This is a genomic window from Streptomyces sp. NPDC059816 (genome assembly GCF_042732055.1).
Lineage (GTDB): Bacteria > Actinomycetota > Actinomycetes > Streptomycetales > Streptomycetaceae > Streptomyces.
In genome coordinates, this window is the sequence record NZ_JBHWIQ010000010.1 from 232627 (window position 1) to 256565 (window position 23939).

Genomic DNA, 23939 nt, shown 5'->3' on the forward strand with positions numbered 1-23939 from the left:
CGCCCGGCCCCACGCCGCGACCGACGACAGGAGCGCCCGTGACACCGCGCACCCCGCCCCGTACCGCTCGCGCCTACTGGCTGACCGCCCCCGGGCAGGGCGAGATCCGCAGCGTGCCCCTGCCCGAACCGGGGGAGGGGGACGTCGTCGTCCGGACCCTGTACTCGGGGGTGAGCCGGGGGACCGAGACGTTGGTGTTCCGCGGTGGGGTCCCGGCCAGCCAGCACACCGCGATGCGGGCCCCGTTCCAGGACGGGGACTTCCCGGCGCCGGTCAAGTACGGGTACCTCAACGTGGGACGGGTGGAGGCGGGACCGGCCGGACTCCTCGGCCGCACGGTGTTCTGTCTGTACCCGCACCAGACCCGGTACGTCGTGCCCGCCCGTGCCGTCACGCCCGTGCCCGACTCCGTGCCCGCCGCCCGGGCCGTGCTCGCCGGGACCGTCGAGACCGCGGTCAACGCCCTGTGGGACGCGGCCCCCCTCGTCGGGGACCGGATCGCCGTCGTCGGCGGCGGAATGGTGGGGGCCTCGGTCGCCGCGCTGCTGGCCCGCTTCCCCGGCGTACGCATCCAACTGGTGGACGCCGACCCGGGCCGGGCCGTCCTCGCCGAGGCGCTCGGCGTCGGCTTCGCCCTGCCCGGGGACGCCCTCGACGACTGCGACCTGGTCGTTCACGCCAGTGCCACCGAGGAGGGGCTCGCCCGCTGCCTGGAACTCCTCGGCTCCGAGGGCACCGTGCTCGAACTCAGCTGGTACGGGGACCGGAAGGTGTCCCTGCCGCTCGGCGAGGCGTTCCACTCGGGTCGACTGGTGGTGCGCGGCAGCCAGGTCGGGGCCGTGGCCCCCGCACGCCGCTCCCGACGCACCTTCGGGGACCGGCTCGCCCTCGCCCTCGACCTCCTGGCCGATCCCGCCCTCGACGCGCTCGTTTCGGGCGAGTCGACCTTCGACGACCTGCCGCGGGACATGGCACGGATCGCGTCCGGGGAGCTGCCCGGCCTGTGCCACCGCGTCGTGTACCGGGACGAAGGGGAAGGGGACGAAGGGTGAGGGGTCGATGGGTGAGGGGCGGACGGGTGACGGGCTGAAGGGTGACGGGCTGAAGGGTGAGGGGTCGATGGGGGAGATGTCACGCTGCCTGAACAATTCGCGCGAGGAATCCGTAGAAGGGGGCGAGCCCCGGCACCGGACCGGTACCCCGTACCTGGAGGGTCCTTGTTCAGCATCACCGTTCGCGACCACCTGATGGTCGCCCACAGCTTCCGCGGCGAGGTCTTCGGGCCCGCGCAGCGACTGCACGGCGCCACGTTCCTCGTGGACGCGACCTTCCGCCGTACCGCCCTGGACGCCGACGGCATCGTGGTCGACATCGGACTGGCGACCCGCGAACTAGGCGCAGTCGTAGCGGAGTTGACATACAGAAACCTGGACGAGGAGCCGGCGTTCGCCGGCGTCAACACCTCGACCGAGTTCCTGGCCCGGGTGATCGCGGACCGGCTGGCCGAACGAGTGGGGTCCGGTGCCCTGGGAGAGGGCGCCCGGGAACTGCGCGGCATCTGCGTCACCCTCCACGAGTCCCACGTCGCCTGGGCCAGCTACGAGCGTGAACTGTGACCCCGGCCCCCGCGCCGACCCCGGCCCACAGCTCCGCCCCGCACCCGCACGGCGCGCACGGCCCTCCCCCCGTGGTGCCGATCGAGGTCCGCGGCCCCGCGACGCCCGCCGCGCTCAGGCCGACCGAAGCCCGTCCGGTGCACTTCGTGATGCCCGGCGGGGTGGACGACCCGGACACGCCCAGCGGCGGCAACACCTACGACCGACGGGTCAGCCTGGACCTGTCGGGCTTCGGCTGGGACGTCCGGGCCCTCGCCGTCCCCGGCACATGGCCCCGTCCCGACGCCCTGTCCGTCGCCCAACTGGCCCATCTGCTCGCCGGGTTGCCCGACGAGAGCGTCGTACTCCTCGACGGACTGGTGGCCTGTGCGGTGCCCGAGGTGGTCGTCCCCGAGGCCGAGCGGCTGCGGCTCGCCGTGCTGGTGCACCTGCCGCTCGCCGACGAGACCGGACTCGACCCCACGACCGCGACCGAACTCGACGCCCTGGAGCGCACCACCCTGCGCGCCGTCGCCGCGGTCATCGCGACCAGCGACTGGGCAGCGCAACGACTGGTCAACCACCACGGCTTGGCCCGCCGCCGGGTGCACGTCGCCGCTCCCGGCACGGACATCGCCCCGCTGGCCACCGGAACCGACGGCATCTCACGGTTGGTGTGCGTCGCCTCGGTCACCCCGCGCAAGGGCCAACACCGGCTGGTCCGGGCCCTCGCCAGCGTCGCCGACCTGCCGTGGACCTGCGTCTGCGTCGGCAGTCTCGACCGCGACCCCGCCTACGTCACCAAACTGCGCGCCCTGATCGCCCACCACGGGCTCACCGACCGGATCGGGCTCGCCGGTCCGCAGACGGGGGCGGCACTCCACGCCAGCTACGCGAGCGCCGACCTGATGGTGCTCGCCTCCCGCACCGAGACCTACGGCATGGCCGTCACCGAGGCCCTGGCGCGGGGCGTCCCCGTGCTCGTCAACGACGTCGGTGGACTGCCCGAAGCGGTCGGCCGCGCCCCCGACGGCGCGCTGCCCGGAGTGTTACTGCCGCCCCAGGACCCCGCCGCGCTGAGCACCGCGATCCGCCGCTGGTTCGACGAACACGACGAACGCCAACGACTCAAGGCGGCGGCCCGGCAGCGGCGGACCTCGCTCGACGGATGGGCGACCACCGCCCGCAGTCTCTCCGGGGTCCTCGAACAACTCCGCCGCGACAGTTGGAGCGCCCCGTGACGAGGACCGCCCCCGATCCGGCGGCGTTCACCCCGCAATGGCTCGCCCTGCGTGAACCCGCCGACGCCGAGGCCCGGTCGGCCGCCCTGCTCGGTCCGCTCCGTGCCCGGCTCGGGCACCGGGTCCCCGCCGGCACGCCCCTGGTCGTCCATGACCTGGGCTGCGGCACCGGGGCCATGCCCCGCTGGCTGGTGCCCCGGCTGCCCGGGCCCCAGCACTGGATCCTGCACGACCACGATCCCGACCTCGCGCGACGGGCCGCCGAGGGCATGCCCCCGTCCGCCGCCGACGGCTCCCCGGTGACCGCGGTGGTCCGGGGCACGGACGTGGGCCGGCTGTCGGCGGCCGTGCTCGCCGACGCCTCGCTGGTCACGGCGTCCGCGCTGCTGGACATCCTGACCGCCGAAGCCGTCGACGCACTGGCCGCCGCCTGCGCGGGGGCCGGCTGCCCGGCCCTGCTGACGCTCTCCGTGCTCGGCCGGGTGGACCTGACCCCCGCGCACCCCGCCGATGCGGAGGCCACGGAGGCCTTCAACGCGCATCAGCGCCGCCGTGGGCTGCTCGGTCCGGACGCCGTCCCCACCGCCACCGATGCCTTCGCCCGCCGGGGCATGACGGTCCGGGTCCACGCCAGCCCCTGGCGGCTCGCGGCCGGCTCGCCGCTGCTCGGTGAGTGGCTGCGCGGTTGGGTCGGCGCGGCCCGGGAGCAACGCCCCGACCTGGCACCCCGACTGGACGACTACCTCGCCCGTCGGCTGGCCGCCGACGCGGCCGGCGAGCTGCGTGCGACCGTCCACCACGCGGACGTCCTGGCCTTCCCCAGGAACCGGGACACCACGTCGTGACGCCCGCCCCGAGCACGACCGGGTCGCGTCGCCGCGCGCTGCGCAGACACGCGTCCTCGCTCGCGGGCGCCGCCGTGCTCGCCGCCCTCCTCCGGTACCTGGACACCGCGGCCCTCGTCACCGCGCTGGACCGCATCGACCCCGCCGCCGTGCTCGCCGCCCTCGGCATCGGGGCGATGACCACCGTGCTCGGCGCCGGCCGCTGGTGTCTCGTCGCCCGCGCGCTCGGCCTGGGGCTGGGCCTCGGTCGGGCCGTCGCCGACTACTACCGCTCGCTGTTCCTGAACGTGGTCCTGCCGGGCGGTGTGCTCGGCGACCTCGACCGTGCGCTGCGCCACGGCCGGGACAGCGGCCACCCGAGCCGTGCCGTGCGCGCGGTCGTCCTGGAGCGGGCGGCAGGACAACTGGCCCTGTGCGCGGTCGGCGTCGGCGTGCTGCTCGGTCTCCCGTCGCCGGTGTCGGACCGGGCCCGCGCCCTCGTCACCGGTCCCCCCGCGCTGGCCGCCCTCGGGGCCGGCCTCCTCGTCGTCGGTGCGGTGGTGGTCGCAGGTCCGCGGGCCCGACGGCTGCGGTCGGCGTGCGCGGGCGCGTGGCGCGTCCTGTGCGCGCCCGGGGTACTCGGTGCCTCGTTCGCGGCACTGGCCGGACACCTCTGCCTGTTCTGGCTCGCGGCGCGCGTCACGGGAGTCAGCGCGCCCTTCACCGTCCTGCTCCCGCTGATGGTCCTCGCCCTGCTGGCGATGTCGCTCCCGTTGGGCGTCGGAGGGTGGGGGCCTCGCGAGGGCGTCACGGTGTGGGCGTTCGCCGCTGCCGGACTCGGCGCGGAGCACGGTCTCGCCGTGTCCGTGGTGTACGGGGTACTGAGTGCCGTCGCCGCGCTGCCGGGCGCCGTGGTGCTGCTCTCCCGCCGACGCACGGGACGCGTTCACCACCCCCGTACGCGCCCCCGCACCCTACTAGCCCGCCGCACCGGTGAGGTCGAACTCGAAGAGCGTGTCCGCACCGAGGAACGCCCGTCGCAGCGGCGGGCGCCGCGCCTCACGCATCACGTCCGGACCGTCGAACCGCAGCCCGGGGACCCCGTCCCCGAGCAGGACCGGGGCCACCGTCACGTACAGCCGCTCCAGGGCGCCCGCGTGCAGGAAGCGGGACACCGTGACCCCGCCCCCCTCGACGAGCACCCGGCCCAGTCCGCGCCGGTTCAGCACCTCGACCAACCGCTGCGGGGCGAACGCCTCCCGGTCGGGCAGCCGCACCACGGTCACCCCCTCGCCGACGGGGTGCGCGGGCCTCCCGTCCGGACCGACCAGCCACAGGGTGGGCGCCGATCCGTCGGTGAAGACGTGTCGGTCGGCGGGGACCCTGCCGTGCGGGTCGAGCACGACGCGCACGGGATGGGCCCCCTCGCAGGCCCGGACGGTGAGCCGCGGGTCGTCGGACACCGCGGTGCCCGCTCCGACCAGCACCGCATCGGCCAGCGCGCGCAGTCGGTGCAGATGGCGGCGGTCCTCCTCGCCGGTGACGTAGTCGGCGTCGCCGGTCCGGGTGGCGATGAACCCGTCGACGCTCTGCCCGAGCTGGGCGAAGGCGAGGCGCGGGCCGGCGAGACAGAGCGGGAGGTAGCGCTCCACGAGATCCGTGGCCGCTGCCGTCGCGGGGCCGTCCCAGCACCAGGTGCCGTCGGAGCGTTCGACGAGCCCGACGCTCCGGGCGTGCGCCGGGGTGCGGGCGGTGAGCAGGCGCCGCCAGGCCGAGGAGGCGCTGAGCGCGCCGGCGGAGGAGGTCCCGGTCACGGTGCGTCGCCCCCGATGCCCTGCGACAGCAGCGCGTGGTGGGCGCCGAACGAATCCGTCAGCGACTCCAACAGCGCCTTCCCCTTGGCCGCCGTGGCACGGGACGGCCGGCCGATGACACCGGACTCCGTGTAGGCACCCATGCCGAGGGTCAGGAGGTGCGCACGATCGCCCGCGCCGTGGTCACCGGACGCGTAGCCCGGGCGCAGGAGTTCCGGATGCGTGTGCAGCAGGATCGACGTTTCGATCTCGCCCGCGTGCATGTCGTCGTGGGCGGAGGTGACGATCCCGGCGGCGGCACCGGCGGACCGCCAGTCCGCGGGGCCGGGGAACAGGGACATGCGCGTTCCCCGGGCGGCGGATTCCTGAACGGTGTTGCGCAGGACGTAGTTGCCGCCGTGACCGTTGACGAGTGCGAGCGCGTGCACCCCGGAGTTCCGGAGCGAACGGGCGACGTCCTCGACGACGTGGTGGAGGGTGACCGCGGAAATGCTCACCGTGCCCGGCCAGTCGGCGTGTTCGTGGGAACACGAGACGGTGAGCGGAGGAAGGAGGAGGACCGCATGGGAACCGGCGATCCGATGAGCCAGTTCGTTGGCTATCAGCGTATCCGTGGTCATCGGGAGGAAGGGGCCGTGCTGTTCAAAGCTACCGATGGGAAGAACCGCGACGACGGCGCCGCGTTCACGTATCTCCTCGGTGGTGTCCGTCGGTAGGAAAACGACGGCGTCGTGACCGGATGTCGGTTGAGTCATTTCGCTCCTGTGGAATTCCGCTGGACGGCAGGAGCAGCGTACGTGCCCCGGGCCAACTCCGGTCGACGGGGACGGAAATGAGTGGTTGATGAGGTTCTTGACGACGTTTTCCCGCCCTCGGAGGCGGGTGTCGGCGGCCGGGTTCGACGGGGTGACAGCAGCCGTCCCGAAGGCCGCCGACGGCGCCCGGGAGGGTGGCGGCGCCTCGGTCGGCACGCGAACCACCGTTCCCCCGGACGGTGTCGAACGGGTCGTGGACGTGCGCCTTTCCACCGAGTACGGCGAGTTCACCGCCGTCGGCTACCGTCCCGGCGACTCCGGCGCGGAACAGATGGTCCTCGTCCACGGCGAGCCGGGCGGGGATCACGTGTTGACCCGGCTGCACTCGGAGTGCCTGACCGGGGACGCGTTCGGTTCGCGGCACTGCGAATGCGGCGAGCAGCTCGGTGCCGCACTGGAGGCCATAGCGGCGGAGGGGGCCGGGATCCTGGTGTACCTCCGCGGCCACGAAGGGCGCGGGATCGGGCTGGTCGCCAAGCTCCAGGCGATGCGGCTCCAGGCGGAAGGGCTGGACACGGTCGAGGCGAACCTCGCCCTGGGACTCCCCGTCGACGCCCGTGACTACGCGGTGGCGGCCCGGATGCTGGGCGACCTCGGAGTGCGTTCGGTGCGACTCCTGTCCAACAATCCGCGCAAGGGGGAGTCGCTGCTCCGGCACGGTATCGAGGTCAGCGAGCGCGTACCGCTGCTCATACCGCCGCACGCCGAGAACCTGGCCTACCTCCGGGCCAAACGGGAACGCCTCGACCACGTCCTGCCGCACCTCGACCGAATGGCCGGACCTTCCTGACGGCCGGCTTTCGGAGCAGGAACTCCCGCACGTCGATGCGAGTCGTTCCGGCGATGACGTTCCGGCATTCGGGTGCCCGTTCCGGGTGACTGCTCCCGGGGTTCCGTGCGGTACTCCTCTCCGCCTCTCCTCGCATTCTCCAAGGGGCTCCCCGGATCGTGGGTGCAGGCCGTGCGGCATTCCGCCCGCTCCCGAATCCCTTTCGCAGAGAGGAATTCCCCCGACCCCATTAGGCTGTGCCTGGTCGTCCAGTGATGGACCGCAACGAACCGGGCGGGTCGCAGGGTGTGCCGACCGCCCGGGCACCGCTTTGGGGGCGAGACGCGAGGACCCGATGGCAGCCACGACACCGGCCACGACCCCGGGGAACCACGGCCTCGTCGTCGGGCGGGAGCACCCCCCGTCCGCCGCACCGGAAGCGGGCGTCCCGGCCGTCCTCACCGCCGGCCCCGCGGCCCCGGCCCGCACCCTGATCGACGTGCTCGACGTGTCCGTGCGCCGCCACCCCGGGGAACCCGCGCTGGACGACGGCACCACCCGACTCACCTACCGGGCCCTGGCCGTGGAGGTCGAGCGGCTCCGTCGCCGCCTCACCGAAGCGGGGGCGGGGCCCGGCACCCGGATCGGGGTCCGTGTCCCGTCCGGCACCAACGACCTGTACGTGGCGATCCTCGCCGTCCTGGCCAGCGGAGCCGCGTACGTACCCGTGGACGCCGAGGACCCCGACGAACGGGCCGAGCTGGTGTTCGCCGAAGCCGGCGTACGGGCGGTGATCGGCGCCGGCCACCTCCTCACGCACCGCGTCCCGCTGCCCGGACGCGACCCCACCGGACGCACCGCACCTACCGCACCCGCCGGACGCACCGCACCTACCGGACCTGCTGAACGCACCCCACCCACCAGACCCACTGAACCCACCGACCCCGCCGCACTCGCCGGCCACCAGGGGAGCGGGCCGGGAGCGCCCCCGCCCCGACCCGCGCCCGCGCCCGCACCCGCGCCCGCACCCGCGCCCGCACCCGCGCACGACGCGTGGATCATCTTCACCTCCGGCTCCACCGGCACCCCCAAGGGCGTGGCCGTCACCCACCGCTCCGCCGCCGCGTTCGTCGACGCGGAGGCCGCCCTGTTCCTCGCCGACGACCCCATCGGCCCCGGGGACCGGGTCATGGCCGGACTGTCCGTCGCCTTCGACGCCTCCTGCGAGGAGATGTGGCTCGCCTGGCGCCACGGCGCCTGCCTGGTCCCCGTACCCCGCTCCCGGGTCCGCGACGGCGTCGACCTGGGACCCTGGCTGGCCGCCCAGGAGATCACCGTCGTCTCGACCGTGCCCACCCTCGCCGCCCTGTGGGAACCGGAGACCCTCACCCACGTCCGGCTCCTCATCTTCGGCGGGGAGGCGTGCCCGCCGGAGCTGGCGCAGCGACTGGTGACCGAGGGTCGTGAGGTGTGGAACACCTACGGGCCCACCGAAACCACCGTCGTCGCCTGCGCCGCCCTGCTCACCGGCGCGGAACCCGTCCGGATCGGCCTGCCCCTCAACGGCTGGGAACTCGCGGTCGTCGACGGCACCGGGCGGCCCGTACCGATGGGCGCCACCGGAGAACTCGTCATCGGCGGCGCCGGACTCGCCCACTACCTCGACCCCGTCAAGGATGCCGAGAAGTACGCGCCGCTCGACTCCCTCGGCTGGCCGCGCGCCTACCGCAGCGGCGACCTCGTTCGGGCCGAACCCGAAGGGCTGGTGTTCCTCGGCCGGGGCGACGACCAGGTCAAACTCGGGGGCAGGCGCGTCGAGTTGGGGGAGATCGACGCGGCCCTGTCCGCGCTGCCCGGCGTCACCACCGCCGCGGCGGCCGTCCGCACCGCACCCGGCGGCAGCCAACTCCTCGTCGGCTACCTCGTCGTCGGGGACGACTGGGACCGGACCGCGGCCCTCAACCGACTGCGTACCGAACTGCCCGCCGCCCTGGTGCCGTTGCTCGCCCCGGTCCCCGGACTGCCCACCCGCACCTCCGGCAAGGTCGACCGCGACGCCCTGCCCTGGCCGCTGCCCGGACTCCCCTCCGACACGCCCGCAGGGACGTCGTCCCCCACCGAAGCCTGGCTCGCCGAGCAGTGGAGCCGGGCCCTCGGCGTGCCCGTCACCAGCCGCGACGACGACTTCTTCGCCCTCGGCGGCACCAGCCTCGCCGCCGCCCGACTCATCACCCGACTGCGGAGCCGCTACCCGACGGCCGCCGTCCTGGACGTCTACCAGCAGCCCGTGCTGCGCACCCTCGCCCGACGCCTGGAACGGTCCGCCCGCGACACCGCCGCGGCCCGCACCGTCGCCCCCGTGCCCCGGCGCGCCCAGTCCCTCCAAACCCTGCTGTTGCTCCCCCTGTTCACCGTCACCGGACTGCGGTGGAGCGTGGCGCTGTTCGCCCTCGGCAACGTGCTGCACTCCCTGGGGCCCTACCCGTGGGCCCCCACCGCCCCCTGGTGGCTGGTCCTCGCAGCCGCCGCCGTCCTGTTCACCCCGCCCGGCCGGCTCGCCCTCGCCGCCGGCGGCGCACGACTGCTGCTGCACGGGGTGCGCCCCGGCACCCACCCGCGCGCGGGCTCCGTCCACCTGCGACTGTGGACCGCGGAACGCCTCGCCGAGCACACCGGCGCCACCGCCCTCACCGGCGCCTGGCTCCAGCGGTACGCCCGCGCGCTGGGCGCCCGCATCGCCACCGACGTCGACCTGCACTCCCTGCCGCCCGTCACCGGACTGCTACGGCTCGGCCGGGGCTGCGCCGTGGAGTCCGAGGTGGACCTGTGCGGCCACTGGCTGGACGGCGACCGGCTGCACATCGGCACCGTCCGGGTCGGCGCCGGAGCCGTGATCGGCACCCGCAGCCTGCTGTTCCCCGGCGCCCGGATCGGCAAGCGCGCCGAGATCGGCCCCGGCTCCGCCGTCACCGGCCGCGTGCCCGCCGGACAGCGCTGGGCCGGGGCCCCCGCCGTCAAACTCGGCAAGGCGAAGCGCGACTGGCCCCACACCCGCCCGCCCCGCTCCCCGCACTGGCGCGCCATGTACGGGGTCACCGGCTCGGCGCTGCTCCTGCTCCCCCTGCTCCCCACCCTGCCCGCGCTCCTCGTCGCGGGCGCGTTCATCGACCCGGCGGCCACCTTGCCGGACGCCCTGGACGACGCCCTGCTCGCGGTCGTCCCGGCGGCGCTGGCCTTCGGCCTCGGATACGCGTTGCTCCTGCTCGTCGCCGTCCGGCTGCTCAGCCTCGGACTGCGCACCGGCGTCCACCCCGCCCACAGCCGCACCGGATGGCAGGCGTGGACGGTCACCCAGCTCATGGACCTGGCCCGGGACACCCTCTTCCCCCTGTACGCCGGGTTGATCACCCCCGTCTGGCTGCGGCTGCTGGGCATGCGGATCGGTCGGGGCGCCGAGGTGTCGACCGTCCTCGCCCTGCCCAGCCTCACCACCGTCGGAGAAGGCGCCTTCCTCGCCGACGACACGCTCACCGCCCCGTTCGAGCTCGGCGGTGGCTGGGTGCGCATCGGCCGCGCCCGGATCGGCCGCCGGGCCTTCCTCGGCAACTCCGGCATGACGGCACCCGGCCGCCGCGTCCCGGACGGCGGGCTCGTCGGCGTGCTGTCCGCCACCCCGAAGAAGGCCAAGAAGGGCAGTTCGTACCTGGGGCTCCCCCCGGTCCGGCTGCCGCGCGCGACCGAGGACGGCGACCACAGCCGTACCTACGATCCCCCCGCCCGGCTGCTGTGGGCGCGCGCCCTGGTCGAGCTGTGCCGACTGGTGCCCGTGTTCCAGTCGGTCGCCCTGGCGGTACTGACCCTCGCCGCGCTGAGCGCCCTGACCGCCGCCCTCGGTCCCCTGGCCGCCGTCGCACTGTCCGGAGCGGTCGTGCTCGCCGCGGGCCTCGCCGCCTGCCTGGTGACGGTGCTCGCCAAGTGGCTGCTCGTCGGACGGCACCGGGCCGGTGAACACCCGCTGTGGAGCGGCTTCGTCTGGCGCAACGAACTCGCCGACACCTTCGTGGAGGTCCTGGCGGTGCCCTGGCTCGTCGGTTCGGTGCCAGGAACGCCCCTGCTGACGTGGTGGCTGCGGGCCCTCGGCGCCCGGATCGGGCGGGGCGTGTGGTGCGAGAGCTACTGGCTGCCGGAGACCGACCTGGTGACCCTCGGCCCCGCCAGCACCGTCAACCGGGGCTGTGTCCTGCAGACGCACCTCTTCCACGACCGCATCCTGCGGACCGACACGGTGGAGCTGCGGGCGGGCGCCACCCTCGGGCCGAACGGGATCGTGCTGCCCGGCAGCACCATCGGCGCCCGCACCAGCGTGGGGCCCGCCTCCCTCGTCATGGCCGGCGAGTCGGTGCCCGCCGACTCCCGCTGGCTGGGCAACCCGATCGAAGCGTGGCGGCTCTGAACGGCCCGCCGCCGCACCACCGGCCCCGCGCGGGGAGCGCGCCGGCCGCGGGCGGCCACCGGCTCCCGGACCCGGACCCGTACTTCCCGGGGCACGGCGACGCCCGATTCCGGGTGCACCGCTACGAGATCGCCCTCGACTACCGACCGGACCCCAACCGACTCTCCGGCACCGCCCGGATCACCGCCACGGCCGGACCCGCGCCCCTCGCGGAATTCCAACTCAACCTGAACGACTTCCGGATCGGCCGCGTCCGCGTCGACGGACGACAACCCCGCTGGACGCACCGCGGCGGCCGGCTGCGACTGCACCCGGTCAAGGCCCCGCGGGCCGGAGCCGCGTTCACCGTCGAGGTCCAGTGGTCCGGCAACCCGAAGCCGGTGCGCAGCCCGTGGGGCGGCCTGGGCTGGGAGGAACTGACCGACGGCGCCCTCGTCGCGAGCCAGCCCATCGGCGCACCGTCCTGGTTCCCCTGCAACGACCGGCCCGCCGACAAGGCGTCCTACCTGGTCTCCGTGACCACCCCGTCCGCGTACTCCGTGGTGATGGGGGGACGGCTGCTCACCCGGGTCGCCAGGTCCAGCACCACGACCTGGGTGTACGAGCAGTCCGCACCGACCTCCAGCTACCTCGTCGGCCTCGCCATCGGCCGGTTCCGGACCGTCCTCCTGGGCGATCCGACCCTCGGCGTCCCCCAGAGCGCGCACCTACCGGCGCACCTCTTCCCGAAGTTCACCCGGGACTTCGCCGGGCAACCCCGGATGATGGACCTGTTCGAGGAACTCTTCGGCCCGTACCCCTTCGACGAGTACACCGTGGTGATCGCCGACGAGGAACTGGACGTGCCCGTCGAGGCACAGGGCCTGTCGCTGTTCGGCACCAACCACGTGGACGGCGCCGGGGGTTCGGAGCGGCTCATCGCCCACGAACTGGCCCACCAGTGGTTCGGCAACAGCGTGAGCATCGCCGACTGGCGACACATCTGGCTCAACGAAGGACTCGCGAAGTACGCCGAGTGGCTGTGGTCGGAGCGCTCCGGCGGCCGAACCACCACCGAACTGGCCGGGACCGCCCACCGGATGCTCGCCTCGCACCCGCAGGACCTGCTGCTCGCCGACCCGGGCCGCGCGCACATGTTCGACGACCGGCTCTACGAGCGGGGCGGCCTCACCGTGCACGCGCTGCACCGCGCACTCGGGGACGGGGCGTTCTTCCGGATGCTCCGGGGGTGGGCCGCCCGGCACCGCGGCGGCGCGGTCAGCACCGCCGCGTTCGCCGCCCACGCGGCCCAGTACGCGGACCGGCCGCTGGACGACCTGTTCGGGGCCTGGGTGCACGGCACCGAGCTGCCCCCGCCGCCCACCGGCTGACCCCGCCGACGCGCTGCCGGGCGTCGGCCGACGTCAGCAGGTCTGCTTGCCGAAGGTGTAACCCCGGGCCTTGAGCGTCTTGAGGATCTTCGGGAGTGCCGCCACGGTCTGACTGCGGTCACCGCCCGCGTCGTGCAGCAGCACCACGGACCCGTTGCGGACGTTGTTCAGGACCCGCGACTCGATCGCGGCCCGCCCCGGCCGGGCCCAGTTCTGGGTGTCCACCGACCACAGCCGTATCCCCTTGCGCAGCGCCGCCGCCCGGTCGCGGACCGTCTGGTTCACCGCCCCGTACGGCGGGCGCAGGCAGGTCGGCGTCGTGTTCGTCTGGGCGCGTATCGCGGCGTCCGTCCGGTTCACCTCGGACTTGAACGTCGTCGCGCTGACGGTCCTCAGATCGACGTGCGACCAGGTGTGGTTCTGGATGCTGTGGCCCTCCCGGTGGGCCCGCTTGGTGGTGGCGGGCCGCGCCGTGACGTTGGCCCCGTTCTGGTAGAACGTCGCCTTGGCGCCGTACTGCTTCAACAGGTCCAGCACCTTGGGCGTGTGGACGCCCGGGCCGTCGTCGAAGGTCAGGTACACCACCTTGGCGGGCGCCGCCGGCGCGGCGACGGCGGGCGCGGCGACGAGGACGGACCCGGTCAGCGCCCCGGTCACCACCACGCTGATCACGGCCGTGCGCCCCCGCCCGGTGCCCCCGGCCTTCCCTCCCGCTTCCTGGACCCGCCGCCCGACCCGTCCGTTCCGTCCACTGCCTACGGTCATGCCTGTGCTCATGAGAATCCCTCTCCGTACCGGGAGTTGTGCGAATCGATCACGTCGAGCAGGTGCATCACCGGGAGTTGCCCACGGCACCGATCAAGTGACGGCTCGACGACGACAGTTCAGACACATGCGGGGAGGCGGTCGGTTGCATTCCGTTTCGCTCCGGTGCGCCCGTCCGCCGGGCGCACGGAAAAGGAGTGGCACGGGTCACCCCGTTCGCTTACCTTGTCCGCTCGTGACCCATGACGCCCAGCGCTCGTCGACGAACCCGACCCCGCCCGAGCAGTCCGCCCCCTCGGACCCCGAGCGCCCCTTCGAGGCCCCCGAGAAGCTGTTCTCCAAGACGTACCGGGCGGCCACCACCACCTTCGCTGCGGTGATGTTCCTGACCGGTCTCGCCGCGCTCGCCGTGATCCCCACCCTGCCGACCGCCGCCGAAGCCCTGGACGGAGTGAGCCTCTTCCCGCTGGTGGCGGGCTGTTTCGTGGCCGCGAGCCTGTTCGGCGGGGTCCTGGGCGGCCACTGGGCGGACCGCTCCGGCGCCCACCGCCCGCTGGCCGCCGGAATGGCGCTGGCCGTCGTCACCCTGGTCGTCTCGGGCGCCAGCACCTCGATCTGGCACCTGGCCGCCGGACGGTTCCTCGACGGCGTGTCCGCCGGAATGGTCGCGGTGGCCGTCAACACCGCGATCGGCCAGTCCTATCCCCCGGCCCTGCGCCCGCGTGCCCTGGCGCTGATGAGCACCTGCTGGATCGTTCCCTCGCTGATCGGGCCGCCGCTGGCCGGGGTGGTGGCCGAGGTCTGGTCCTGGCGCACGGTGTTCCTCGGGCTCGCCGTGCTCACCCTGATCCCGGCGCTCGCGGTGGTGGCCGTACTGCGCGGCGTGTCCTGGTCGGCCACCCCCACGGCGGAGGCGGCCGAGGCGCCCCGGCCCCCGCTGCTGCTCGCGGCGACGGTGAGCGTCGGCGCCGCGCTGGCCCAGTACGGGGTGTCCGGCTGGGACGCGTGGCACCTGCTGTTCGCGGGCGGTGGTCTCGTCCTGCTCATCGCCTTCACCCCGCGGCTGCTGCCGTCGGGAACCTTCCGGGCCGCGCGCCGACTGCCCGTGACGGTGCTGCTGCGCGGCCTGGGGTCCGGGGTGTTCTTCACCCTGGAAGCATTGGTACCGCTGATGCTCGTCACCGACCGGGACGCACCGCCCCTGGTGATCGGTCTGGCCTTCACCGGTGCCGCGATCGCCTGGGCCGCCGCCTCCTGGGTCCAGGGCCACCTGCTGACCGGCTGGTCCCGGCACCGACTGGTCCTGGTGGGCGCGGTGGTGCTGGCCCTCGCGGTCGTGGTGGCCGCCGTGGGGACCTCCCCTTCGCTCCCGCCGTACTTCGCCGCCTCGGCCATGGTCGTGGCGGCCCTGGGGATGGGGCTGATCGCCCCCTCGCTCACGGTGCTGTCCCTGGCGCACAGCCCGGCCGATCGGCAGGGCTACGCCAGCGGTGCGATGCAGACCTCGCAGAACCTCGGCCAGATCTCGGTCCTGGGCATCGGTTCGGCCGCCCTGAACGTCTGCCTCGCCGTCGGTACGGACCGCTCCACGGGCTACGCCACCGCATTCGTCCTGCTACTGATCCCCTGCCTCCTCACCGTCCTGCTGTCCGCGCGGACCCGCCACCCTTGAGCCGCCCGTGGGAGGGCCGTTTCCCGCGCTCCCGGCAGGTCTCCGGTGCGGACATCACCCGCGCCGGGAGCAGGCCCCGTGCAACAACGTGAAGAACTCCCGCTCGTTGCCGACCAGACCCGCGGCGGCCAGTGTCCGCTCGGCCTCGGCGAGGACCCCCTCCGGGACGACGACCGGCCGGTCCGGGCCGGGCGGCATGTCGAGGACCGCCCGTACGGTGTGCAGCAGGCGGAGGTACGCCTGGACCGCGGAGCGCTCGCTGTCGGTCATCACGGCGGTGGGCATCGGTCGTCTCCCTGAGCGTCGGGGATCGTGCGATCGGCTGGACACGGCACTGCGCGTACCAGCTTGCCCCCTGCCACTGACAACCCGTCCGCCCCACGCCCGCAACGGCCCCCGACCGGCGGGGTCAGCCCGCTGACGGACAGTCGGCCGTGCGGGCCGCCGCGACCACCGGGGAGTGGCGCAGCGCCAGGGACATCCGCACCAGGTCCCGCGGACCCTCACCGGACAATGCGGCGGGCGGCGCCGCGGCGTCACGGTCCAGCGCGGTGCCCTCGGGGTCGGCGGCGCGCGCCCGGACCGCCGCGGTCACCATCACCGCGTCGGCGACGGCGTGTGCCTGGTCGGGTCCGCTGCCGTCCCGTACGGCGGCGGCGTAGGCGCCGGCGCGGACCCGGCCGTCGAAGTACGGGTACAGACAGAGCATTCCGTCGTGAATGTCGGACTCACGCTGGATGACGAGGAGTTCGGCCGACGGCCACCAGACCAGGCGGGGCGTGTGACCACCGTGCGGGCCGAGTCCGCGCAGCTCGTGCCAGAGCGGGCCGAGCCGCCGGTAGGTCGACCAGATCTCCAGCCGGTCCGTCAGGCGTTGGAAGGCGAGCGGCAGGCAGAAGCCGACCGCGGTGAACCCGGCCGCGACCGAAGCGAGCAGGGGAGCGGTGTCGGTGCTCAACCCGTCGAGGTCGGTCCGTCCCGCCCAGCAGGCGAACACCGCGGTGAACTTGGCGGTGGCGTAGGACAGGTTGAACAGGTACCCGGTGGCGATGCAGATCAGACCGGCGCGCAGCAGTCCGCGCACCTGGAGCGACCAGCGCAGGCACAGCCAGGCCATCGCGACGCCCGCGACCGTCAGCCCCGTCAGGTAGAGCACGATCATCTCGCGGATGTACGGGGTGTTCGCGTAGTACGTGTCGAGGTCCCGCAGCCGCTCCACGGGAGCGTCTCCGAGGGCGAACAGGGCGATGAGGGCCAGGCTCACCGCGGCGTACCCGCTGATCCACAGCCGTGAGGTGCGTCGGGTGGCCTCGGCGGGACCGCCCCGCCAGTTGACCATGAGCACCAGGCATGAGGCGCTGAACGCGGAGAGCAGGACGTAGACGAGCGGCGCGGAGATGTTGGGTACTGAGGTGAGCCGGTTGACCCGGACGATCGTCGGCGGGGCGGAGAAGAAGAACACCGAGGTGCCGAGGGCGAGCAGAGCGGTGACGGACCGCAGCAGGGGATCGCGCCAGTTGCGCACCAGGGCCGGGACCTTGAGCGCGAGCGCGAATCCGGTGGCCGCCGCGGGTAGGTAGTAGTCCGGCCCGTTCACGGCCTTAGCCTTGGGGCCTTCGGTAGCCGAGGGACGCCTCGATCCGGGCGGCGATCCCGTCGCTGGGTACCTGACCCCGCCCGGGGGTGCCCAACAGCCAGGGGCGGCACTTGCTGGCCAGGAGCAGGCCGAAGCTCTCGGCTTCCTCCTCCTCGGCGGCGTGCGAGCGGCTGCGCGCGGCCACTTTGAGGACGGTATCCTTGAGGTCCACTCCGCCGGCGAGCAGCCGGGCGGCGACCCCGGTGCCGTCCCCGTCGACCTGCCGCCTGCTGTGGCCGGCCGTCATGTGCCACAACTCGTGTCCGAGGATCACCAGTTGGTGGTCCGGGGCGGTGCGCTCCTCGATGACGATGAGGTCCTGGTCGGCCATGTCCAGCCACAGTCCGCTCGCGGTTCCGGGAGGGAAGGTCGCCATCCGGTGGTTGACCGGCCGTCCGCGCCGGACGCTCATGGCCGCGCACAGGGCGGTGAGGATGTCGCCGGGTCCGCCGGGGACCTCGGGCGGTAGTTCGGCGATGAGTTCGCCGCACAGCCTGCGCATGTCCTTGCTGACCCGGGCACGCATCAGGGCTCCGTGGGGCCGTGGGGCGGCTTGACGCTTTCCAGCAGCATGTCCAGCCACTCCGTGACCTTGTCGCGGTGCTTGTCGGTGGGGAGTTGGGCGGCCCGCCAGGCGATGCCGCGTACGCCGTGGTCCTGGAGGAGGCGTTCCAACGCGTCGTCCATGCCATCGGGGTCCTGCGGGTCGTCGAGCCCGTCGTGCGGGCGGCCCGGCGGGCGGAGGTGGTCGCCCGGCTCCGGTCCGTCCGGTCTGCTCGATCCGCTCGATCCGTCCGGCCGGTGGGGCCCGCGGGCCGGTCGGCGTTTGCGGGCGGGTCTTTCATGGACGGCGGCCCGTTGGAGGAGGTCCTGTTCGGTGAGTTGCAGCGCGGAGGCGAGGGCGTCGGCGTCCTCGGCGGAGAGGAAGCCGGCGTGCACGCCGAAGAAGCGCTGGATGGCGGCGCAGTGTTCCATCGTGGGCCTCCGGTCGCCGTTGATCAGCGCTCCGGCCTGCTGACGGGACATCTTGGCGCCGTCCGCGATCTCCTGCTGGGTGTAGCGGCGTCCGTTCGGCTTCAGTCGGGTCCGGCGCAGCAGGTCGAAGCGCTGGAGGAACCGCGCCTGGAGGTCGGGTTCGCCGCCGGGGCGTCCGGACAGCAGGTCCTTGACGACCGCTTCGGGCACTCCCGAGGCCACCGAGAGTCGGGTGACGTCGAACACCTCGGCGTGGGGTACGCCGAGCCGGTCGGCGAGACCGCGGACCCGGGCGAGGACGCCGGGCAGTGAACCCGAGGGAGTGACGCCACCCGGTACCGAGAAGCCATCCGTCACCGAAGGTCTCCTAGAACCGACAGGTCGAACAGGACCGACATCCATCACGAGCACACCCCCCTCAGCCGCTCCGGCAGAGCCGAACGGCGCGTACGGGCGGTCCGACACGGGAACCGCCGCGGTCCCGCCGGGGGCTCTCCGGTGGTGCCGGGCGCACGGCGCATGGGGGCCCGGTGTGCGGGCCCTGGACGTCGCTGTCCGGCATCGTGCCATGGACAGCACCAGAGGCTAGCCCGCCGACCCGTCGGGCGGCCAGAGCACGCCACATCTGTGGCGCGAATCAGCCGTCAACCGACTGTAAATGCCACGATAGTTGACATGTGTGCGGACGGAGTAGCACGATCATCACGCGGTGTTGAGGGACCTTGGTCCTGCCTTGGTCCTCCTTCGGTCCCTGATGCCGTGTCGCACGACCAGCGCTCGCCGTCAGAGCCGTAAGAGGGGTGACCACCCGATGGCATTCAAGGCAAACGGGCGCCGACTACCGGTCCGGGGGAGTACGGGGCCCGAGCCGGAGAGCCGGGCCTATCTCCAGGACTACGCCGCACTGTTGGATGCTGTTTCGTTCCCCTCCCTCGTTCTCGACCACCGCTGGAACGTCGTCCACGCGAACGACGCCTTCGATGCGCTGTTCGGTGCCGTGACGCCGCATCCGACCGCCATGCCCGGGGACAACTTCCTCCGTTTCGTCCTGTTCCATCCGGATGCCGGATCGGTGCTGGCGGACCGGGAGACGAGCTGGTGCCTCCCCATGCTGGCGCACTTCACGGAGGCGATCGAACGGCACCCGGACGACGAGGAGTTGTGGGCGGTCCGGCGGGCCATCGCCGACGACCCGATCATGGACGCCGCGTTCCGGGACGGACTGCCCCGCTGGATCAGGGCCGTCGGCCTGGACGCCGTCGCCAACGACGGGGCGCTGCGCCCGCTGACGCATCCCGACCCGCGCTGGGGGCAGACCTACTGCCGGGTCGTGGGGGAGACGCCGCGCACGCTCCAGGCCCTGGGACTCTCCCGGCTGACGCTGGTCCTGCGCGAACCGCGTCGGGCCCCCGAACCACGCCCGGTGCGACGGGGCACCCCCCGCCGCCCCGTCGCACGGCACCTGCGAGCCGTCCCCGCGGACGGCTGAGCCCGACCCGGGGAGGGCGGCGTCGCGACCGGTCAGGGGGCCGCGGCGCCCGCCCTCCCCTTCTCCCTCCCCCCTGCGGAGGACGGGCCCCCGCCCTCGCGGTGGGGGCCGAAGGCGTCCAGGAAGCGGTTCCGGAACGCGTCCATCCGCCAGACCGGTGCGGTGGGCGCGGGGACGAGCCCCTCCGTCCACCGCCAGCCGGCGATGCGGTCGAGCACCGCCGGGTCCCGCGCGACCACCGACACCGGTACGTCACGGGAGGCGTCGCGGCCCACCACCGCGGGCACCGGCTGGTGGTCCCCGAGGAAGACCAGGACCGTGTCCTCGTCGCCGTACCGCTCCAGGTACGACAGGAGACTGGTCAACGAGTACTCCACGGAACGCCGGTACTCCCTGCGCAGGCGTTCCGGGTCCTTCCAGACCTCACGCGGGTCCTCGCCCCGTTCGTGGACCCCCGCGTAGACCGAGCCGTCGCCGAGCCCGTCCCAGGGCAGGATGCGGGGGATCGGCGCCCACGGGTTGTGGCTGGAGACCAGGACGATCTCCGCCATCAGCGGACCCCGCCCCGCCCGGCCGTGCTCCAGCCGCTCGAACGCGGCCAGGCTGAACTGATCGGGTACCGGCGCCCAACTGAACTTCGGCCCCCGGTAGCCGAGTTCACGCGAGTCGTAGACGTGGTCGAGACCGTAGAAGCGGCCCTCGGGCCAGGCGCGCGTCACCCCGGGCATGATGCCGACCGTGCGCCAGGCGCCCGTCCTGCGGAACGCCCCGGTCAGGGTCAGGTGCTCGCTGCTGGTGACGCTGCGGTACCGCTGCTGGTTGTTCACCCACCGGCCGGACAGGAACGTCGAGTGCGCCAGCCAACTGCCGGCGCCGGTCGTCGGCGAGGTGAGGAACCCGCTGCGGGCCCCGTAGCCGGCCCTGCGCAGCCGTTCGCCGCCCTCCCGCAGGACCCGCCCCACCTGCGGGGCCATCGCCGGGTCCGTCAACGCGCCGCGCCCGTAGCTCTCGATGAACACGAACAGCACGTCCTTGCCGCGCAACCCGGTGAGCAACCGCTCCGGCGGGACGTCCCCGTACGGGTCCACGGCGGCCTCCTGCGCGAACCGTTCCTCGTCGGCCAGGGTCGCGTTCACCTGGGCGACCCGGCCCCGTAACGCCTCCGAGGTCGTCCGCGCGGCCAGCGGAGCCCCGGCGAGTTGGGCGCCGAGCGCCGCGCACACGGTCCACACCGTGCCCGCGACCAGCGTCGCGGGGGCCGCCGCCCCCCGGTGCCGGGCCAGCAGGGCGCTGGCCCGCAGTGCCGAGAACACCATCAGGACCGGTACGAGGAGCACCAGGGCCGCCCCCGCGGCGCCGATCAGGACCGTGCTCGTGCGACCCACCGAGTCCTTCAGGAACGCCAGCCCGTAGTCGAAGAGGATCCAGTCCAGGACCGGGTCGAAGTCCCGTCCCAACGACTGCCTGAAGCCCAGGTCCAGCGCACCGAGCAGGACCGTCCCCGCGAGCAGCAGCCCGATGAGCACGGCCCCGGCACGTCGTGCCCGGTCCGGCAGGACCAGGAACAGCGCCGCCCCGAACACCGCCTCGACCGGTAGCCGGACGAACGACCGCCAGTCCAGCGCGTCGAGCCGGGGCGGCAACAGCAGTGCGGCCAGGACCAGGACGACCGCCGTCCCCGTCATCACGGCGGACGCGATCCGCCGGGCCCGGTCGGACCGGTCGGCCGGGGACGCGGACGTGTCACCGATCGTGGCGTCCGGCGTCCCGGCCGCGCGGTCGGCCCGGGGGACCGGCGCCGGGCGGTCGCGGTTCCGCCGCCGGAGCGGGTGCAGGGGGTGACTCAACCCGAACGTCCTTCCATGGGGGCCCGGTGCGGGTACGGGGGTGGGCACGGGTGCCGGGGACCGGCGGACGGCCCGGTCGCACCGCCCTCCAGTACGGGCGCCCACGGCCTCCGGTTCATCCTTCGGCTCGGACGGGTTCCGGACCCGTCCGCTCCGGCCGGGGCGGCGCGGTCGCCCGCTCCCGCCGTGGCGCGCGTCACCTGCGGGACTTCCCCCGCAGTGACCGGCCTTGACCGTCTTGACCCACGCCTGATTTGATCGAGTGCATGCGGCAACGACAGGAACTCACGAGGCGACGCCACGTCGACCTCGCCCGCGTCGCCAGCTCCTTCTGTCGCCCCTGACCGCCGGCCCCGACGCCGCTCGCGGTCCCCGCGACCCCGGGTGAGCACGCTCTCCACGGCAGGACTCCGCGCCCCCTGTGGGGCCAGCCAGCACCGCGCCTCCCGGTCCGTGCGCGAGCACACCGGCCACCGCCTCCCCGCCCGCTCGTCCCGGGAACTCCCACCGCTGCGCGCTCCCGGGCCGTTCGTGCCCGCACCTCGTCCACCGCCCCGCGCCGCTCCCGTGGTTGCGTTCCCGCGGGGCGGGACGTGCGGGCCCACCCGCTCGCTCGTGCCCTCTCGACTCGAAGGAACTCCCATGGCCACCGTTCTGTCCGTCTCCGGCAGTCCCTCCGCCACTTCCCGTACCGCCCGGCTGCTGCGGCACCTGGACGCCCGACTGCGGGACCAGGGGCACGAGGTCATAGCCCTGGACGTGCGCACCCTGCCCGCCGAGCCGCTGCTCGGAGCGGACTTCGCGCACCCCGCGATCGTCCACGCCGGTTCGCTCTTCGCGCAGGCCGACGGCGTCGTCATCGGGACGCCGGTCTACAAGGCCGCGTACTCGGGGCTGTTGAAGTCGCTGCTGGACCTGCTGCCGCAGTACGCCCTGGAGGGCAAGACCGTTCTGCCGCTGGCCACGGGCGGGACCAACGCCCATGTGCTCGCCATCGACTACGCGTTGCGGCCGGTGCTCAACTCGATGGGCGCCGACCACATCGTCCAGGGGTGGTTCACCCTCGACCGGCACATCACCGTGGAGGCCGACGACAGCCTCACCCTCGCGCCCGAGGCGGCGGAGGCGGTGACCCAGGTGCTCGACCGCTTCTCCGCGGCCCTCGGCGCCCCGACGCTCGCGGCCACCGGCTGAGCCCCCGCCCCGGGTGCGGGCCCCGGCACGCACCCGGACCGCGCACCCGACCGCGGGCCGCGGCGGCCCCCGGCGAACGCGCCCCGCAAGCATAGGATGCGGTCGGAGCACGAGGGCGGTGGCGCGATGAGACTGGTCGTTCTGGGTGGTGGGGGGTTCCGGGTCCCCCTGGTGTACGGAGCCCTGCTCGGGGACCGGGGCGAGGGCCGGGTCGACGAGGTCGTGCTGTACGACACCGACCCGCTGCGGCTGCGGACCATCGCCCGGGTGCTGGCGGACCAGGCGGCGACCGCCGCGGCGACCGACGCCCCGCGCGTCCGGGTCACCACGGACCTCGACACCGCCCTGCACGGCGCCGACTTCGTGTTCTCCGCGATCCGCGTCGGCGGACTGGAGGGGCGCGCCACCGACGAGCGGATCGCCCTGGCCGAAGGGGTCCTCGGGCAGGAGACCGTGGGCGCGGGCGGCATCGCCTACGGGCTGCGGACCCTGCCGGTCGTCGACCGCATCGCCCGGCGGGTGGCCGAGGTGGCGCCGGACGCGTGGTTCATCAACTTCACCAACCCGGCGGGGCTGGTGACCGAAGCGATGTCCCGGCACCTCGGCGACCGGGTGATCGGGATCTGCGACTCACCGGTCGGGCTGGGGCGCCGGGTCGCCCGGGCGCTGGGCGCCGATCCGGCGACCGTCGAGGTCGACTACGTGGGCCTGAACCACCTGGGGTGGCTCCGCGGGCTCCGGGTGGACGGCAAGGACGAGTTGCCGCGCCTGTTCACGTCCGCAGCGCTCCTGGAGAGCTTCGAGGAGGGTCGGCTCTTCGGTGCGGACTGGCTACGGTCACTCGGCTGCGTCCCCAACGAGTACCTGCACTACTACTACTTCAACCGGGAGGCCGTGCGCGCCTACCAGCAGGCCGACCTCACCCGCGGGGCCTTCCTGCACGAGCAGCAGGCCCGCTTCTACGCCCGCGCGGCCGATCCGACCGTCCCGGCGCTCGCCGCCTGGGACGAGGTCCGGGCCGAACGGGAGGCCACGTACATGGCGGAGAGCCGGGAGGCGGCCGGGGCGGGGGAACGCGACGAGGCGTCCCTCACCGAGTCCGGCGGCTACGAGAAGGTGGCCCTCGCCCTGATGCGCGCCATCGCCCGCGACGAGCGGGCCACCCTCATCCTGAACGTCCGCAACCGCTCGACCCTCGCCGGACTGGACTCCGATGCGGTCATCGAGGTGCCCTGCCGGGTGGACTCCCGGGGCGCCCACCCCCTGCCCGTGGACCCGTTGCCCGCCCATGCCCTGGCTCTGGTCACCGGGGTGAAGGCGGTGGAGCGCGAGGCGATGGCCGCGGCGGACGCCGGCTCGCGCGCCGGTGCGGTCAAGGCGTTCGCCCTGCACCCCTTGGTCGACTCGGTGTCCGTCGCGCGCCGACTGGTCGACGGATACGCCCGAGCGCACCCGGGCCTCGCCTACCTCCGCTAGCCGC

At 73.8% G+C, this 23939-nt stretch carries 20 protein-coding genes and 1 pseudogene; 13 read left to right on the forward strand and 8 right to left on the reverse strand.

All coding sequences use genetic code 11. The features are described from left to right. Positions 1–38 precede the first annotated feature (38 nt). From ACFV88_RS16145 to ACFV88_RS16165, 5 genes and pseudogenes are all read left to right on the forward strand, one after another. Positions 39–1052 carry a zinc-binding alcohol dehydrogenase gene (locus tag ACFV88_RS16145; RefSeq protein ID WP_385491154.1) on the forward strand — a complete coding sequence of 338 codons (1014 nt, stop codon included), beginning with the start codon at positions 39–41 and terminating at the stop codon, positions 1050–1052. A 165-nt stretch (positions 1053–1217) separates the two neighbouring features. Continuing rightward, a complete protein-coding gene (locus tag ACFV88_RS16150; RefSeq protein WP_385491157.1) occupies positions 1218–1616 on the forward strand; it encodes a 6-pyruvoyl tetrahydropterin synthase family protein in 399 nt (132 codons plus the stop codon). A gap of 71 nt (positions 1617–1687) precedes the next feature. Then, positions 1688–2836: a glycosyltransferase family 4 protein gene (locus ACFV88_RS16155; protein WP_385491159.1), complete on the forward strand. Its 1149-nt coding sequence runs from the start codon at positions 1688–1690 to the stop codon at positions 2834–2836. After that, on the forward strand, positions 2833–3681 hold the full coding sequence (locus ACFV88_RS16160; protein ID WP_385491162.1) for an SAM-dependent methyltransferase: 849 nt from the start codon (positions 2833–2835) through the stop codon (positions 3679–3681). The genes ACFV88_RS16155 and ACFV88_RS16160 overlap by 4 nt, the downstream gene beginning before the upstream one ends. 74 nt (positions 3682–3755) lie before the next feature. Further along, a pseudogene (locus ACFV88_RS16165) lies at positions 3756–4505 on the forward strand (lysylphosphatidylglycerol synthase transmembrane domain-containing protein); the annotation flags it as partial. A 132-nt stretch (positions 4506–4637) separates the two neighbouring features. Here ACFV88_RS16165 and ACFV88_RS16170 read toward each other — a convergent pair. Next, positions 4638–5474 (reverse strand): RibD family protein, encoded by an 837-nt coding sequence (locus ACFV88_RS16170; RefSeq protein WP_385491165.1) that lies wholly within the window; start codon positions 5472–5474, stop codon positions 4638–4640. Continuing rightward, positions 5471–6229 (reverse strand): creatininase family protein, encoded by a 759-nt coding sequence (locus ACFV88_RS16175; RefSeq protein ID WP_385491167.1) that lies wholly within the window; start codon positions 6227–6229, stop codon positions 5471–5473. Before ACFV88_RS16175 ends, ACFV88_RS16170 begins: the two co-directional genes overlap by 4 nt. Before the next feature lie 253 nt (positions 6230–6482). Here ACFV88_RS16175 and ribA point away from each other — a divergent pair, with 253 nt between their 5' ends. From ribA to ACFV88_RS16190, 3 genes are all read left to right on the forward strand, one after another. Further along, positions 6483–7079, forward strand: a complete 597-nt coding sequence (gene ribA / locus ACFV88_RS16180; protein ID WP_385491235.1) for a GTP cyclohydrolase II — start codon at positions 6483–6485, stop codon at positions 7077–7079. A 334-nt stretch (positions 7080–7413) separates the two neighbouring features. Further along, positions 7414–11511: a Pls/PosA family non-ribosomal peptide synthetase gene (locus ACFV88_RS16185; RefSeq protein WP_385491170.1), complete on the forward strand. Its 4098-nt coding sequence runs from the start codon at positions 7414–7416 to the stop codon at positions 11509–11511. Positions 11512–11624: 113 nt separating this feature from the next. Further along, positions 11625–12881 (forward strand): M1 family metallopeptidase, encoded by a 1257-nt coding sequence (locus tag ACFV88_RS16190; RefSeq protein WP_385491238.1) that lies wholly within the window; start codon positions 11625–11627, stop codon positions 12879–12881. 33 nt (positions 12882–12914) lie between these two features. Here ACFV88_RS16190 and ACFV88_RS16195 read toward each other — a convergent pair whose 3' ends face one another. Next, on the reverse strand, positions 12915–13646 hold the full coding sequence (locus tag ACFV88_RS16195) for a polysaccharide deacetylase family protein (RefSeq protein ID WP_385491173.1): 732 nt from the start codon (positions 13644–13646) through the stop codon (positions 12915–12917). Between the two features lie 235 nt (positions 13647–13881). Here ACFV88_RS16195 and ACFV88_RS16200 point away from each other — a divergent pair, with 235 nt between their 5' ends. Next, positions 13882–15318 carry an MFS transporter gene (locus ACFV88_RS16200; protein ID WP_385491176.1) on the forward strand — a complete coding sequence of 479 codons (1437 nt, stop codon included), beginning with the start codon at positions 13882–13884 and terminating at the stop codon, positions 15316–15318. A 54-nt stretch (positions 15319–15372) separates the two neighbouring features. On the opposite strand, the gene ACFV88_RS16205 is transcribed toward ACFV88_RS16200, so the two are convergent. From ACFV88_RS16205 to ACFV88_RS16220, 4 genes are all read right to left on the reverse strand, one after another. Beyond that, complete coding sequence (locus tag ACFV88_RS16205) at positions 15373–15603, reverse strand: hypothetical protein (protein WP_385491179.1); 231 nt, start codon at positions 15601–15603, stop codon at positions 15373–15375. A 124-nt stretch (positions 15604–15727) separates the two neighbouring features. After that, positions 15728–16915 carry an MAB_1171c family putative transporter gene (locus tag ACFV88_RS16210; protein WP_385491181.1) on the reverse strand — a complete coding sequence of 396 codons (1188 nt, stop codon included), beginning with the start codon at positions 16913–16915 and terminating at the stop codon, positions 15728–15730. A 4-nt stretch (positions 16916–16919) separates the two neighbouring features. Then, complete coding sequence (locus ACFV88_RS16215) at positions 16920–17456, reverse strand: toxin-antitoxin system, toxin component (protein ID WP_385491241.1); 537 nt, start codon at positions 17454–17456, stop codon at positions 16920–16922. Positions 17457–17479: 23 nt separating this feature from the next. Beyond that, positions 17480–18286 carry a helix-turn-helix domain-containing protein gene (locus tag ACFV88_RS16220; protein ID WP_385491184.1) on the reverse strand — a complete coding sequence of 269 codons (807 nt, stop codon included), beginning with the start codon at positions 18284–18286 and terminating at the stop codon, positions 17480–17482. Positions 18287–18740: 454 nt separating this feature from the next. On the opposite strand from ACFV88_RS16220, the gene ACFV88_RS16225 reads away from it, so the two are divergent. After that, positions 18741–19418 (forward strand): hypothetical protein, encoded by a 678-nt coding sequence (locus ACFV88_RS16225; RefSeq protein ID WP_385491187.1) that lies wholly within the window; start codon positions 18741–18743, stop codon positions 19416–19418. A 32-nt stretch (positions 19419–19450) separates the two neighbouring features. Here the strand turns inward: ACFV88_RS16225 and ACFV88_RS16230 are convergent, their stop codons facing one another. Continuing rightward, positions 19451–21265, reverse strand: a complete 1815-nt coding sequence (locus tag ACFV88_RS16230; protein WP_385491189.1) for a sulfatase — start codon at positions 21263–21265, stop codon at positions 19451–19453. 266 nt (positions 21266–21531) lie between these two features. Here ACFV88_RS16230 and ACFV88_RS16235 point away from each other — a divergent pair, with 266 nt between their 5' ends. The 3 genes from ACFV88_RS16235 (at position 21532) to ACFV88_RS16245 (ending at position 23935) form a co-directional block, all read left to right on the forward strand. Next, positions 21532–21609 carry a putative leader peptide gene (locus ACFV88_RS16235; protein ID WP_385491244.1) on the forward strand — a complete coding sequence of 26 codons (78 nt, stop codon included), beginning with the start codon at positions 21532–21534 and terminating at the stop codon, positions 21607–21609. 298 nt (positions 21610–21907) lie between these two features. Beyond that, a complete protein-coding gene (gene ssuE / locus ACFV88_RS16240) occupies positions 21908–22459 on the forward strand; it encodes an NADPH-dependent FMN reductase (protein ID WP_385491191.1) in 552 nt (183 codons plus the stop codon). Positions 22460–22585: 126 nt separating this feature from the next. After that, on the forward strand, positions 22586–23935 hold the full coding sequence (locus ACFV88_RS16245) for a 6-phospho-beta-glucosidase (protein ID WP_385491194.1): 1350 nt from the start codon (positions 22586–22588) through the stop codon (positions 23933–23935). The last annotated feature ends 4 nt before the right edge of the window (positions 23936–23939 follow it).